At 55.8% G+C, this 13,153-nt stretch carries 19 protein-coding genes; 2 read left to right on the forward strand and 17 right to left on the reverse strand.

The genetic code is table 11. The annotated features are described in order from the left end of the window. Nucleotides 1–28 precede the first annotated feature (28 nt). Both rpsQ and rpmC read right to left on the reverse strand, forming a co-directional pair. A complete protein-coding gene (gene rpsQ, locus CLM58_RS16855; RefSeq protein ID WP_095597010.1) occupies nucleotides 29–256 on the reverse strand; it encodes a 30S ribosomal protein S17 in 228 nt (75 codons plus the stop codon). Nucleotides 257–270: 14 nt separating this feature from the next. Next, nucleotides 271–474, reverse strand: coding sequence for a 50S ribosomal protein L29 (gene rpmC / locus CLM58_RS16860; protein ID WP_095597011.1), 204 nt, complete (start codon nucleotides 472–474; stop codon nucleotides 271–273). A gap of 368 nt (nucleotides 475–842) precedes the next feature. Between rpmC and CLM58_RS16865 the strand changes: the two genes are divergently transcribed. Beyond that, nucleotides 843–1,682 carry a LytTR family DNA-binding domain-containing protein gene (locus CLM58_RS16865; RefSeq protein WP_095597012.1) on the forward strand — a complete coding sequence of 280 codons (840 nt, stop codon included), beginning with the start codon at nucleotides 843–845 and terminating at the stop codon, nucleotides 1,680–1,682. 168 nt (nucleotides 1,683–1,850) lie between these two features. Here CLM58_RS16865 and CLM58_RS16870 read toward each other — a convergent pair whose 3' ends face one another. The 3 genes from CLM58_RS16870 to CLM58_RS16880 form a co-directional block, all read right to left on the reverse strand. Beyond that, nucleotides 1,851–2,777, reverse strand: coding sequence for a sulfotransferase domain-containing protein (locus tag CLM58_RS16870; protein ID WP_095597013.1), 927 nt, complete (start codon nucleotides 2,775–2,777; stop codon nucleotides 1,851–1,853). Nucleotides 2,778–2,935: 158 nt separating this feature from the next. Further along, the gene (locus tag CLM58_RS16875; RefSeq protein WP_095597014.1) at nucleotides 2,936–3,862 is read right to left on the reverse strand and encodes a sulfotransferase domain-containing protein; all 927 of its coding nucleotides are present in this window, start codon (nucleotides 3,860–3,862) and stop codon (nucleotides 2,936–2,938) included. A gap of 98 nt (nucleotides 3,863–3,960) precedes the next feature. Further along, nucleotides 3,961–4,581, reverse strand: a complete 621-nt coding sequence (locus CLM58_RS16880) for a 2OG-Fe(II) oxygenase family protein (protein WP_095597015.1) — start codon at nucleotides 4,579–4,581, stop codon at nucleotides 3,961–3,963. 211 nt (nucleotides 4,582–4,792) lie between these two features. Between CLM58_RS16880 and CLM58_RS16885 the strand changes: the two genes are divergently transcribed. Further along, a complete protein-coding gene (locus CLM58_RS16885) occupies nucleotides 4,793–5,263 on the forward strand; it encodes a DM13 domain-containing protein (RefSeq protein WP_095597016.1) in 471 nt (156 codons plus the stop codon). A gap of 95 nt (nucleotides 5,264–5,358) precedes the next feature. On the opposite strand, the gene CLM58_RS16890 is transcribed toward CLM58_RS16885, so the two are convergent. The 12 genes from CLM58_RS16890 to tuf form a co-directional block, all read right to left on the reverse strand. Continuing rightward, nucleotides 5,359–5,688, reverse strand: a complete 330-nt coding sequence (locus CLM58_RS16890) for a hypothetical protein (RefSeq protein WP_095597017.1) — start codon at nucleotides 5,686–5,688, stop codon at nucleotides 5,359–5,361. A gap of 156 nt (nucleotides 5,689–5,844) precedes the next feature. After that, nucleotides 5,845–6,258, reverse strand: a complete 414-nt coding sequence (rplP, locus tag CLM58_RS16895; protein ID WP_095597018.1) for a 50S ribosomal protein L16 — start codon at nucleotides 6,256–6,258, stop codon at nucleotides 5,845–5,847. Between the two features lie 12 nt (nucleotides 6,259–6,270). Beyond that, entirely contained in the window at nucleotides 6,271–6,984 is a 714-nt protein-coding gene (rpsC, locus tag CLM58_RS16900) for a 30S ribosomal protein S3 (protein ID WP_095597019.1), read from the reverse strand. After that, nucleotides 6,984–7,364: a 50S ribosomal protein L22 gene (rplV, locus tag CLM58_RS16905; RefSeq protein ID WP_095597020.1), complete on the reverse strand. Its 381-nt coding sequence runs from the start codon at nucleotides 7,362–7,364 to the stop codon at nucleotides 6,984–6,986. Before rplV ends, rpsC begins: the two co-directional genes overlap by 1 nt. A gap of 3 nt (nucleotides 7,365–7,367) precedes the next feature. Continuing rightward, nucleotides 7,368–7,646: a 30S ribosomal protein S19 gene (rpsS, locus tag CLM58_RS16910; protein ID WP_095597021.1), complete on the reverse strand. Its 279-nt coding sequence runs from the start codon at nucleotides 7,644–7,646 to the stop codon at nucleotides 7,368–7,370. A 3-nt stretch (nucleotides 7,647–7,649) separates the two neighbouring features. Further along, nucleotides 7,650–8,492 (reverse strand): 50S ribosomal protein L2, encoded by an 843-nt coding sequence (rplB, locus tag CLM58_RS16915; RefSeq protein WP_095597022.1) that lies wholly within the window; start codon nucleotides 8,490–8,492, stop codon nucleotides 7,650–7,652. A gap of 161 nt (nucleotides 8,493–8,653) precedes the next feature. After that, nucleotides 8,654–9,697, reverse strand: a complete 1,044-nt coding sequence (locus tag CLM58_RS16920; protein WP_095597023.1) for a fatty acid desaturase — start codon at nucleotides 9,695–9,697, stop codon at nucleotides 8,654–8,656. Between the two features lie 160 nt (nucleotides 9,698–9,857). After that, nucleotides 9,858–10,154 carry a 50S ribosomal protein L23 gene (locus tag CLM58_RS16925; protein ID WP_095597024.1) on the reverse strand — a complete coding sequence of 99 codons (297 nt, stop codon included), beginning with the start codon at nucleotides 10,152–10,154 and terminating at the stop codon, nucleotides 9,858–9,860. Continuing rightward, complete coding sequence (gene rplD / locus CLM58_RS16930) at nucleotides 10,151–10,768, reverse strand: 50S ribosomal protein L4 (RefSeq protein WP_095597025.1); 618 nt, start codon at nucleotides 10,766–10,768, stop codon at nucleotides 10,151–10,153. Before rplD ends, CLM58_RS16925 begins: the two co-directional genes overlap by 4 nt. Then, entirely contained in the window at nucleotides 10,765–11,487 is a 723-nt protein-coding gene (rplC, locus tag CLM58_RS16935) for a 50S ribosomal protein L3 (RefSeq protein WP_095597026.1), read from the reverse strand. The genes rplD and rplC overlap by 4 nt, the downstream gene beginning before the upstream one ends. Before the next feature lie 14 nt (nucleotides 11,488–11,501). Continuing rightward, nucleotides 11,502–11,810, reverse strand: a complete 309-nt coding sequence (gene rpsJ / locus CLM58_RS16940; RefSeq protein WP_035248435.1) for a 30S ribosomal protein S10 — start codon at nucleotides 11,808–11,810, stop codon at nucleotides 11,502–11,504. Between the two features lie 167 nt (nucleotides 11,811–11,977). Then, the gene (gene tuf, locus CLM58_RS16945; RefSeq protein WP_095593906.1) at nucleotides 11,978–13,153 is read right to left on the reverse strand and encodes an elongation factor Tu; all 1,176 of its coding nucleotides are present in this window, start codon (nucleotides 13,151–13,153) and stop codon (nucleotides 11,978–11,980) included.

The following is a 13,153-nucleotide window of genomic DNA, read 5'->3' on the forward strand; positions in this document are numbered from 1 at the left end:
TTTCGATTAACCGGTCAGTTAACGCTTATTAGGCGATAACTTCCCAGCGTTTGGTCTTCGAAATCGGCGCGCATTCCTGGATACGGACTTTGTCACCGACTTTGAATTGGTTGTTCGCATCGTGAGCCCGGTACTTCTTGGACTTACGGATGGTCTTTTGAAGCACGGGGTGCTTGAAGCGACGCTCGACCGAAACGGTTACAGTCTGTTCGTTTTGATCGCTGGTCACGGTGCCTTGCAGGATACGTTTGGGCATGTCTCAGGCTCCTCTTATTCAGCCGCTGCTTCTGCAGCTTTTTCGTTCAGAACGGTTGCAACGCGGGCGATGTCACGACGGACAGTGCGCACACGGGCGGTGTTCTCCAGAGCGCCAGAGGCCTGCTGGAAACGCAGGTTGAAGGCTTCTTTTTTCAGGTTGGTCAGCTCTTCACGAAGCTGATCCGGCGTTTTATCACGCAGTTCTTGGGCGTTCATGCGCCTTTTCCTTTTTCCATTCACCAGAAGGCCCCCTTTTTCGGGTCACCTTAGGTCTGGTGGGTCAATAGATAACCCACGAATCCGGAGGTCCGGAGCCGCGAGATGCCGCTCTATAAGGTAGGGGGTGGGATAGGGCAAGGAAAACTTGGAAATTTCTTGTGCTTTCACCCCGTCAGCCCAAACGCTCTGGGAAGGGCCCTCCGCCGAAACGGGCGGCGGAGGGGCGCACTTGGGAATGAAGAGCATTTCCGCCCCGTGCGCTTAACAGAAACAATACGCCGACCAGCTTGTGATTGAACTACCAGCAATCTAAGCTCGTCCAACGACCACTCGTTAACGAACTTACAAGTATTTTAAGTACCTGAATGCCTAAACTAGAATGTCACGAATTTCGTGTTTTACTCACCAATGGTAGTGTTTTGCAGTTCACGTCACATGAACTGTTCACACTGATTCACAGTCCACGCGTCAGAGTCCTGCTCTTCGTTTCTCTGTTGCTTATCGCCATGGGAAACCCGACGCTTTTTCCAACTATGCCCGTATATACGTCTCGCACGTTTTACTGGGGCATTAGTCTTGTCCTCTATATTCTTATCCTTCCCTATTGGGGCTTCGCCTTTTCGTCGGTTTGGCAAAAATACACATCACGTCCCCTGCCCGTTCTTTTATCAACTGCTCCGTTGATATGTATTTTGAGCGGCTTCGCTGCTTATTTGCCGAATGTTTTGGGAGATTGGGCGCCAGACCGCGGGGATCCTGTTACTTGGGGAACCTACGTGAAGAATGTGATCTTCGCGCACGCCATCGAAATGACGGCCCTGGTCTGGCTGTTCCCCTTGCAGCGTAGCGAGCTCGAAGCCACGGTCGAAGAAAAGGCAGACACTCAGACAAACCGCTTCATAATTTTGAACGGGAAATCGATCCCGTTGGAGATTATTCGCAGTGTAAAAAGCGCTGAACACTATCTTGTTGTCACGACCCATGCCCGCACCTCAGAATATCGCGCTCGCATGAAGGACTTTCTGGGTCAGGTTACCCATGAAGATGGGATACAAATCCACCGGTCTTTTTGGGTCGCAAAGGAAGAGGCTCTGGAATTGGCAGGGGCGGTTGTTCACACACAATCTGGCGAAGCCCTTCCGGTGTCCCGTGGACGACATCCAGAGGTAAAGGAATGGTTCGGCGACAATAGAAAACCCCACTAGTTTCAGTGGGGCTATCTTCACTTCCGGCATTGGTCGGAACTCACGCTCATTCGCTCAACTTGGGCCATGCCCATCGGCACGTTAATGCGTATGCAGCATTGACCTCATTTGATGGCGGCTCACTACGCTCAACTTCCCGCACACCAGTCGCGAGATACCGCGTCAGTTTCAGCCGGCCCACCCCGATAGGGACAATCCTGTATTCCGCCGCAGCCATTCTCGATCCTTCGCAAATAACGATGCAAGGTTGGCACGTGTTTGAGGATGCATCGGTTGGATCGGTGACGTCTCGCAAACGAAGAAACTGCTCATTTGGCTGCGTAGCCTGCTTGGAAGGTGCGACTTGGCCCATCGCTGAATCTGCCCGGGATGCCGAACGGCGCGCTCTATCCATTGGTATCGCTTCAGGCTTGGCAGGTTCGACGCCGGATCGGCGATGTCCAGCTCTGGCATCGGGAATGGTGCAACGTTGATGTGGTGACAAATCTTTTCCCAGCAGACCTCGGCCTCGGATCGCAGCTGCGCGTAGTCAAGGAACAAGATCTGCGACGGATGAAAAAGATTAAGGTAATGCTCTACCTTGGAAGCATACCGGCCCGCTGTGGTATAGGCGTGACCCCAACTCCACCCGCTTTGAATCCGCTCCCTTTCGGCCAAAAGAGCGCACTCAAAAGTTTCGCAAGGCTCTAGCCCGTCGCGTCGGTGGTGAAGGTATTGCGAGTAAGCCCGATCGACCGGGTCGCGCAGCAAAATGATGATGCGTGCGTCAGGTCGACGCCAAGCGATGCGGAACGACGCGCGTACATCATTCAGGTAGATCGGAGAGACATCCCCGGTGACCTTATCACCCGCCTCTTGAAACAACGCTTTATACTCTGACGGGCTGGTCGAGAGGCTTCGAACGTGGTCCTTGTCATAAGGACCATTGACTGGAACGGCATTCGGACCGTCACATGCAAAAAAGCCCGGTTCCTTAACATCCGTCATGAACACGTCTGGATGTTGGCGTAACCAGGACCATACCGCTGTTGAACCTGCCTTGGCAGCACCGATCACAAAAAAGTCTGGAGCCGCGTTTTTAAAATCAAAGGCCATAATAATTACCTCTCGTTCCGATAAAGAAACAATACAGGAGCTAAGAGGTGGCCTTAACTTCGACTACGGCTAGGTTTTGGGACATTCGGATAGGGTCAGGCCAAGTTTTGCCGTAATTCGGAGACCAAAAGCCGTAAAACTTGGTAAATCAAACCGGCTTAGTCAGACCACTCGCTTAGATGCAGGTCCGTATTCTTACGCAACCAATCCCGATCCGAAGCGAATTGTACCGCAAGTTTGTCCCGCGTTTGAGGCGCCATCGGCTCTACCGCCGCAGTCCATCTGGACAACAAGGAACGCGTTCGTCTGCGAAGCGTTTCGGGGATCAAAGCCTTGAGACGTTGCTGCACCCGTCCCGGATGCCGGATAATCCGCTCAATCAGTTGAAAGCGAGGGACGCCTCGCAAGTTAGCCGTCTGATTAACGCGATCATTCTGAGGCATCGGAAGCTGGGAGACACGGAAATGCCGGCAGATTTGCTGCCAGCATAAGACTGGATCTTCCTGTAGCTGAGCGTAGTCCAGGATCAAAATCTGTGAAGGTTCAAACAACTTTAGGTAAGTCGCGACCTGACTCGCGTATTGGCCGCCCTTCAAATAGCCGTGTCCCCAACTCCATCCGTCCTCAATCCGGCTGGCTTCGGCCTTCAAAGCAGCTTCAAAAGTGGCGCAGGGTTCAAGACCGTCACGGCGATGATGCATGTACTGGGAATAGGCCCGATCCACTGGATCACGCAACAGGATCAAAATGCGTGCATCCGGTCGCGCCCGCGCGATCCGATTGGGCGCACGCTCATCGCTTAGATACACGGGGGAAACGTCACCGCTGACCTTGCCGTCTGCCTCGGCAAAAAGCGCTGCGTACTGTTCGCGGCTGTTAAAGAGACGCCGAACATAGTCTTTGTCATAGGGCCCATTCCGAGGAGTCGTCGACCTTCCCTCGAAAGCAAAGAAGCTAGGCTCTTTTATGTCAGGCAGAAACACACCCGGATGCTGCCGCAACCAGGACCAGACCGCCGTCGTTCCGGCTTTTGCTGCGCCGACAACAAAAAAATCGGGGGCCGCGTTCTTCGCGTCAAAGGCCATTCTTTCTCTCCGTCTTTCGAGGAAAAGATACCAGAGACATCAATTTAAAGGAGGGTCGGCTACGGCTAGGTCCCGGGGCATTCGGATAGGTTTACCCACTACTCCCAACGATAATTAAAGCTTACCGAAACTCGCTCATCCTCGGCCATGTTCATTGGCACTTCGTGGCGCAGCCAGCTTTCCCAGAGCAGCACATCACCCACTGCGGGTTTCATGTAGATGAAGGGCTGAAGTTCTCTGCGTCCATCCTTCTTGCGCACAGGGGCCGCCATCATTCGGGCGGATCTCGGATCTTCCAGCTTAAGCGCGCTGGCGCCATCAGGCATAGAGACATAGGTTGTGCCGCTGATCACTGAATGGGGGTGGATGTGGCTGGCGTGCATTCCGCCCTCGGGCAGAATGTTGATCCACAGGTCTTCCAGCACCAGTTTGCGGCCGTCCAGATCGAACTCTAGATCTTCGGCAAAGGCGGCGACGTGAGCGTCCAGCGATTTCACCAGATCGCCAAAGATCGGAAAGCGCCATGGCAAGTCAGTCAGCGAGGCATAGCTGGTGTAGCCGGGATATCCGTTCTCTTCGCACCATTCCTGCCCTGCCTCGTCATCCTCGGCGATCGAAAAGCACGAGGCTTCCATTTCAACAGGGTCAATCTTGGGGCCGTGCTCGGACAGGGCCGCGCGGTAGAGACGGGTCACGAAAAGCGATTCAATGTCAGCCATAGGGGTGCCTTGGGTGCAGTGGGCGGGCCTGAAACCAGCCCGAATTCGGTGTACAGAATGCGTACAGATCTTATGCAGAACCTGTACATACGAATGCAACACGCAAAGAACGTTTTCTCCCCTGCCCCGCCACGTTACTTACCTCACCCAAACGTCAACACGGTTACACTTGGGTTGGGTTATACCGGGACTAAAGCACGGGAGGTCACCAATGCGTCGCATCATCACTTGGCTGTTTACCCACGGCGTGGCCTTGGCCATCGGGTTCGCCTTGGGCATCTACCTGCTGCCGATCCTAACCGCCCCAGACGGGCCGGATCAGGCCGTTCTGGAAGAAATGGCACAGGGTGCAACCTATGAAGCCGAATTCACCCGCGACCTGAAGGGCAGCGATTTCCTTCACTGGGGGGAAGGCACAATAAGCGTGTCAGCCAGCACCATCGTCCATCAGGGCAAACTGGCCCCCGGCCCCGACTATAAGCTGTATCTGGTGCCCAGTTTCGTCGAGGACGAAGAAAGCTTTCTGGCTGTCAAAGAGACCTCGATCCAAGTCGGCGACGTGAAGACCTTTGACGGTCTTGTTCTGGATGTCCCGGCCTCAATCGACATCGACGCCTATAACACCGTCCTGATATGGTGCGAGGCTTTCGGAGAGTTTATCACCTCCGCAAAGTACCGGTAAAGGAACCCCCACAAGGTTTCACGGGCAGGAGTTCTTAACTTTCTGGGGAAGAAACCACGGGGGCCCTCACCCATTGGCACCTCATCTACAGTGTTTTATTCGGTGTACCGATAGGTACCCGTCTCGCAGACATTCACCCGCTTGCGGATCAACTCGTCGCCATCCTCGAACACGGCTTTGAAATCGAACATGCAATAGCCAGACCCATCGTCGAAATTGATTATGATGGCGTCCCCTGCCCCGAGGATATCACTGCCAAGAATATCTTCTTCCCAATCCTCGCGCCCGATGTTCGATCCATAAAATCGGACCATGTCATAGGTTGTTTCGTTGATAATCTTAACTTTGCGATCCAGTGCTTGCGCGGGGGCTGCAACTGACAAGGTGATGGCAGCGGACAATGCTGTTAAGGCTAAACGTTTCATACAAATACTCCCAAGTTCCCAAGGCGAGTATAACGAACATTTGCATTTTCAATAGGGTTTAAAAGAAACGCCATCGGCGACGCCGCCTATCATTCCAAAGAAAAACCCCCGCCGATCGCTCGGCGGGGGTCTTAATTTCTTCGATCCGGGGATCTCTTACCAGTCTTCGCGAACGACGACGCGGGTCTTGACCGGAAGCTTCATCGCGGCCAGGCGCAGAGCCTCGCGAGCGATATCTTCCGGAACACCGTCGATCTCGAACATGACGCGGCCAGGCTTAACCTTGCACGCCCAGTAATCAACCGAACCTTTACCTTTACCCATACGAACTTCGACAGGCTTCGAGGTGACCGGGGTATCGGGGAAGATACGGATCCAGACACGGCCCTGACGTTTCATCTGACGGGTCATTGCACGACGAGCTGCCTCGATCTGGCGGGCGGTTACACGCTCGGGCGTGGTCGCCTTCAGACCAAAGGAACCGAAGTTCAGATCAGAGCCGCCTTTGGCTTCGCCCTTGATCCGGCCTTTGTGCATCTTGCGGAATTTTGTGCGCTTTGGTTGCAGCATCTAATCTACTCCTTAACGCTCGCGGCGCTGCGGACGTCCGCCCGGTGCACCACCCGATTGCAGTTCTTCAGAGCGACGGTCACGAGCCTGAGGATCGTGTTCCATGATCTCGCCTTTGAAGATCCAGGTTTTGATGCCGATGATGCCGTAAGGCGTTTCAGCTTCAGCGTGAGCATAGTCGATGTCAGCACGCAGAGTGTGCAGCGGAACGCGACCTTCACGGTACCATTCGGTGCGCGCGATCTCGGCGCCACCCAGACGGCCAGCGACGTTTACGCGGATACCCTGGGCACCCATGCGCATTGCGTTCTGAACCGCACGCTTCATTGCGCGACGGAACGAAACACGACGCTCTAGCTGCTGAGCGATCGACTCTGCAACAAGCTGAGCGTCCAGCTCGGGCTTGCGTACTTCGACGATGTTCAGGTGCAGCTCGCTGTCGGTCATCTTCGCCAGCTTCTTGCGCAGAGTTTCGATGTCTGCACCTTTCTTGCCGATGATGACGCCCGGGCGTGCGGTGTGAACGGTCACGCGGCACTTCTTGTGCGGACGCTCGATGATCACACGGGCCACGCCGGCCTGTTTGCACTCTTCGTGAATGAACTCACGGATTTTGATGTCTTCCAGCAGAAGATCACCATAGTCCTTGGTATCTGCGTACCAGCGGCTGTCCCAGGTGCGGTTCACCTGCAGGCGCATGCCGATCGGATTTACCTTATGACCCATTAGGCTTGCTCCTCAACTTGACGCACCTTGATGGTGAGTTCCGCGAACGGCTTCATGATCTTGCCGAAACGACCACGGGCACGCGGGCGACCGCGCTTCATGGTCAGGTTCTTGCCAACATAGGCTTCCGCCACGATCAGCTCGTCCACATCCAGGTTGTGGTTGTTTTCCGCGTTGGCGATCGCCGACTGAAGGCATTTCTTCACGTCAACTGCGATACGCTTCTTCGAGAACGTCAGATCGGCCAGAGCCTGATCAACCTTCTTGCCGCGGATCATTTGGGCAACCAGGTTCAGTTTCTGCGGCGAGGTGCGAAGCATTTTGGACTTTGCCATTGCTTCGTTGTCTGCCACGCGGCGGGGGTTTTTATCCTTACCCATGGCTTACTTCCTCTTCGCTTTCTTGTCCGCCGCGTGACCATAGTAGGTACGGGTCGGAGCGTATTCACCGAACTTCTGACCGATCATGTCTTCCGACACGTTGACCGGAATGTGCTTCTGGCCGTTGTAAACGCCAAAAGTCAGACCGACGAATTGCGGCAGAATAGTCGAGCGACGCGACCAGATTTTGATTACGTCATTGCGGCCGGATTCCCGTGCTTTCTCAGCTTTCTTGAGAACGTAGGAATCAACAAAAGGGCCTTTCCAAACAGAACGTGCCATGTGTTACCGGCCCTTCTTCTTGGCGTGCCGCGAGCGAATGATAAGCTTCTGCGACGCCTTGTTCTTGTTGCGGGTACGCGCACCTTTGGTCGGCTTGCCCCACGGCGAAACCGGGTGACGACCACCAGAGGTCCGGCCTTCACCACCACCGTGCGGGTGGTCGATCGGGTTCATAACAACACCACGGACCGACGGGCGGATACCTTTGTGGCGGTTACGACCGGCTTTACCGAAGTTCTGGTTCGAGTTGTCGGGGTTCGACACGGCACCGATGGTGGCCATGCATTCCTGACGGACCATGCGCAGTTCGCCCGAGCTCAGGCGGATCTGGGCGTAGCCACCGTCACGACCAACGAACTGAGCGTAAGTACCAGCTGCACGAGCGATCTGGCCGCCCTTGCCCGGTTTCAGTTCGATGTTGTGAACAATGGTACCGATCGGCATGCCCGAGAACGGCATTGCGTTACCCGGCTTGATGTCTGCTTTCGCGGACGCGATCACCTGATCGCCAACACCAAGACGCTGCGGGGCGATGATATACGCCTGCTCGCCGTCTTCGTATTTGATCAGAGCGATGAATGCGGTGCGGTTCGGGTCATATTCGATCCGTTCCACGGTTGCCGCGACGTCAAACTTGTTCCGTTTGAAATCGACGATGCGATAAAGACGCTTTGCGCCACCACCGCGACGACGCTGAGTGATACGTCCGGTGTTGTTCCGGCCGCCCTTCTTGGTCAAACCCTCTGTCAGGGATTTGACCGGACGTCCTTTGAACAGTTCCGAACGGTCGATCAGCACCAGCCCGCGCTGGCCCGGCGTCGTCGGCTTATACGACTTGAGTGCCATGCTTTCTGTCTTCCGTTGTTGTAGGGCCCCGAAGGTCCCATGGATTTTTCAAACGATAAGCGGCCCCAGAACGAATCTGAGGCCGAAACCGTCCGCGCGTACTAACAGAGGGGGGGAGAGGTGTCTATAGTGGGGCGCAGTTTTTCAAGCTGCACTGCAGACTACTGCTGAGCCGATGTGTTTTGGCGCGCTTGGGCAAAGGAAAGAAGCCGTTTGCTCTTCTCGTCCCACAGGTGCAGGCGTGCGTTGGCGAAGCTTTCGACAATGGTCATACGGTTGCCTTCGGCCAATGCGGTGTGGTCGCGCAGGACTTCCGGCAGTCGATAGAACGGGATGCGGCTGTACAGGTGATGTACGTGATGGATGCCGATATTGGCGCTGAACCACTGCAGTACCTTCGGCATCACATAGTGAGAGCTGCCGTGCAGCGCGGCCTCGTGCAGGTCCCAGTCTTCGCCCTCTTCCCAATGCGTCTGCTCGAACTGGTGCTGGACGTAGAACAACCAGACGCCGATGGTCGCGGCGACCAACGTTGTGGGGATGAAGATCGTCAGCAAAGGCATCGCCCCGCCGAAGTAGTAAATCGTCAGCAAGGCCACCAGGATCGCGGCATTCGTCGACATAGAGCTGACCCAGAACTTGGCCTTGTTCATGAACCCGAACGGCAGACGGTTCTCTAGGAAGAACGTATAGCTTGGCCCGATGCCAAACAGCACGACCGGGTTACGGTACAGACGGTAAGTCAGGCGCTTGAAAAGTGAACGGCCCTGATATTCGGCAACGGTCAGCGTATTGATATCGCCGATCCCGCGACGGGCAAGATTACCGGCCGCACTGTGATGGATCGAATGCGAGTGTCGCCAGACGTCATACGAGGTCAGCGTCAGAACACCAATCACGCGGCCCACCCAATCGCTGGTCGTCCGGTTTTTGAAGAAAGAGCCATGGCCGCAGTCATGCTGAATCGCGAAAAGCCGCAGCAGGAAGCCCGCGTTCAAAACCGACACCAGAACGGCCAACGCCGGGTGGATATGAATCATCCACCATGCAACAGCCCACAGCCCCAGAAACGGACCAGCTGTCACAGCGATCTCAAACCAACTACGGGCAGAGCTTGGATCACGGTAATTGGCAAGAACCGACACCCAGTCACGGGCACGGATGGCGGTGGCGTCTTGATTGGGAATCCCGGAGGAGTGCTGCATGTCGACTTCTTTTATTTTTTGCTCCCCACTTTGATAGACGAAACCACTGACCGAGCAATGCTAAAGACAAGAAACGGGTCCAATTGTCCCATTTGCCTTGGGGCAAAAAAGAAAGCCCCCCGCTTTCGCGAGGGGCTTTGCAATGTCTATCGGCGTTCGATCAAAGACCGGTCGATACGTCGATCGTGTTACCCTCTTCGAGAGTCACATATGCTTTTTTGACGTCTTTACGCTTACCCAGCTGACCGCGGAAGCGCTTGGTTTTGCCTTTGGTGATGGTGGTGTTAACCGCCTTCACCTTGACACCAAACAGTTCTTCAACAGCTTGCTTGATCTGCGGTTTGTTCGCGTCGATCGAAACTTCGAAAACAACGGCGCCATTCTCGGATGCCATGGTTGCTTTCTCGGTGATGATCGGCTTACGGATTACGTCGTACAGTTCTGCCTTCGCGCTCATTTCAGTCGAGCCTCCAGTGCTTCGACACCTGCTTTGGTGATCACCAGGGTGTCACGCTTCAGGATGTCATAGACGTTTGCGCCCATGGTCGGCAGGATATCCAGACCCTGGATGTTTGCCGCCGCCTTGGCGAAGTCTTCGTTAACAGCCGCACCGTCGATGATCAGAGCACGTTTCCAGCCCAGGTTTGCAACCTGTTTGGCCAGAGCAGAGGTCTTACCTTCGGATTCAGCCGCTTCGATCACGACCAGTTCGCCTGCTTTCGCTTTGGCGGACAGAGCGTGCTTCAGACCCAGCTTGCGGAATTTCTTCGGCAGGTCGTGGGCGTGGCTGCGCGGGGTCGGGCCTTTGTAGATACCACCTTTGCGGAAGATCGGCGCGTTACGGTCACCGTGGCGTGCGCCGCCGGTGCCTTTTTGGCGATAGATCTTCTTGGTGGAGTACGAAGTTTCCGACCGTGTTTTCACCTTGTGCGTACCAGCTTGCGCTTTGTTACGCTGCCAGCGAACGACGCGGTGCAGGATGTCAGCGCGGGGCTCCAGGCCGAACAGATCTTCGTTCAGCTCGATTGCACCGGCGTTGCCACCGTCCAGTTTGATCACGTCAAGTTTCATTCTGCTTCTCCTTCTGCCGGAGCTTCAGCAGGTGCTTCAACCTGAGCCGATTTCAGAGCTGCCGGATAGGCCAGACCTTCAGGTGCGGCTTTCTTGACAGCGTCCTTAACGGTAACCCAGCCACCTTTGGCGCCCGGTACGGCACCTTTGATGAAGACCAGGCCGCGTTCGGCGTCGGTTTTAACAACTTGCAGGTTCTGGGTGGTTACACGGGCAGCACCCATGTGACCGGCCATCTTCTTACCTTTGAAGACGCGACCCGGATCCTGACACTGACCGGTCGAACCGTGCGAACGGTGGCTGATCGAGACACCGTGTGTCGCGCGCAGACCGCCGAAGTTGTGGCGTTTCATTGCACCGGCAAAACCTTTACCGATCGAGGTGCCCGAAACGTCGACATACTGACCTTCAAGGTAGTGGTCAGCCGAGATCTCTTCACCAACGGCAATCAGGTTCTCAGGAGCAACGCGGAACTCTGCCAGCTTACGCTTGGGGGCAACGTTCGCTTTTGCGAAGTAGCCGCGCATCGGGGCAGAGGTACGTTTTGCTTTGGCCGAGCCAGCACCCAGCTGAACCGCGGTGTAGCCGTCGGTTTCAGCGGTACGCTGAGCGACCACCTGCAGGTTATCCAGTTGAAGAACGGTTACAGGGATCTGCTTGCCGTCTTCCATGAACAGGCGGGTCATGCCCACCTTTTTAGCGATTACACCAGAGCGCATCAGACGTGCCCTCCTTAAACCGAAATCTGGACGTCAACGCCGGCCGCCAGGTCGAGCTTCATCAGAGCATCGACGGTCTGGGGGGTCGGGTCAACAATGTCCAGAAGACGCTTGTGTGTACGGATTTCCCACTGGTCGCGCGACTTCTTGTCGACGTGCGGACCACGGAGAACCGTGAATTTTTCGATCTTGTTCGGCAGCGGAATCGGGCCACGAACTTGGGCACCGGTGCGCTTGGCAGTGTTGACGATCTCTTGTGTGGACGCGTCCAGCACACGATAGTCAAACGCCTTCAGCCGAATGCGAATGTTTTGGCTTTGCATGTCATTCGCCCTTTCAGGCTTATTGGAGTTGATAGGACGACCAGCGGCTCATTCCACCGGCCCTCATCGAACCCGAAGGGCGGGGTTTGAAGCCCGCCCAAAGGTCTGTTCTTTTTGGGAACCGGCGCCGTTTACAGGGCACCGGGTCCACAATCAAGCGAAAAAGATCACTCGATGATTTTCGAGACGACGCCCGAACCGACGGTGCGGCCACCTTCGCGGATCGCGAAGCGCAGACCTTCTTCCATCGCGATCGGCGCGATCAGCTCGGCGGTGAACTTCAGGTTGTCGCCGGGCATGACCATCTCGGTGCCGGCAGGCAGTTCAACGGTGCCGGTGACGTCGGTGGTACGGAAGTAGAACTGCGGACGGTAGTTCGCGAAGAACGGAGTGTGACGGCCGCCTTCTTCCTTGGTCAGGATGTAAACCTCACACTCGAACTTGGTGTGCGGGTTAACCGAACCCGGCTTACACAGAACCTGGCCACGCTCAACGCCTTCACGGTCCACACCACGCAGCAGCGCGCCGATGTTGTCGCCTGCTTCACCACGGTCCAGCAGCTTGCGGAACATTTCAACACCGGTACAGGTGGTTTTCGAGGTGTCGCGGATACCAACGATTTCGATCTCGTCGCCAACGTTGATCACGCCACGCTCAACACGGCCGGTTACAACGGTACCACGACCAGAGATCGAGAACACGTCTTCGATCGGCATCAGGAACGGCTCGTCGATCGCGCGCGGCGGCTCGGGGATGTAGCTGTCAACAGCTTCCATCAGTTCCTTGATCTTGTTTTCGCCGATCTCAGGGTCACGGCCTTCCATTGCGGCCAGAGCCGAACCTGCGATGATCGGAATATCGTCGCCCGGGAAGTCGTACTCGGACAGAAGCTCACGAACTTCCATCTCAACCAGTTCCAGCAGCTCTTCGTCGTCAACCTGGTCAACTTTGTTCAGGAAGACTACCAGAGCAGGAACGCCAACCTGGCGCGCCAGCAGGATGTGCTCACGAGTCTGCGGCATGGGGCCGTCAGCTGCGTTCACAACCAGGATGCCGCCGTCCATCTGCGCCGCACCGGTGATCATGTTCTTAACATAGTCAGCGTGGCCGGGGCAGTCGACGTGCGCGTAGTGGCGGTTCTCGGTCTCGTACTCAACGTGTGCGGTCGAGATGGTGATGCCGCGGGCTTTTTCTTCGGGCGCGCCGTCGATCTGGTCGTAGGCTTTGAAGTCACCAAAATACTTGGTGATCGCTGCGGTCAGGGTGGTCTTACCGTGGTCAACGTGGCCAATGGTGCCAATGTTCACGTGCGGTTTATTACGCTCAAACTTTTCCTTAGCCAT

This window comes from Actibacterium pelagium (genome assembly GCF_002285415.1).
Lineage (GTDB): Bacteria > Pseudomonadota > Alphaproteobacteria > Rhodobacterales > Rhodobacteraceae > Actibacterium_B > Actibacterium_B pelagium.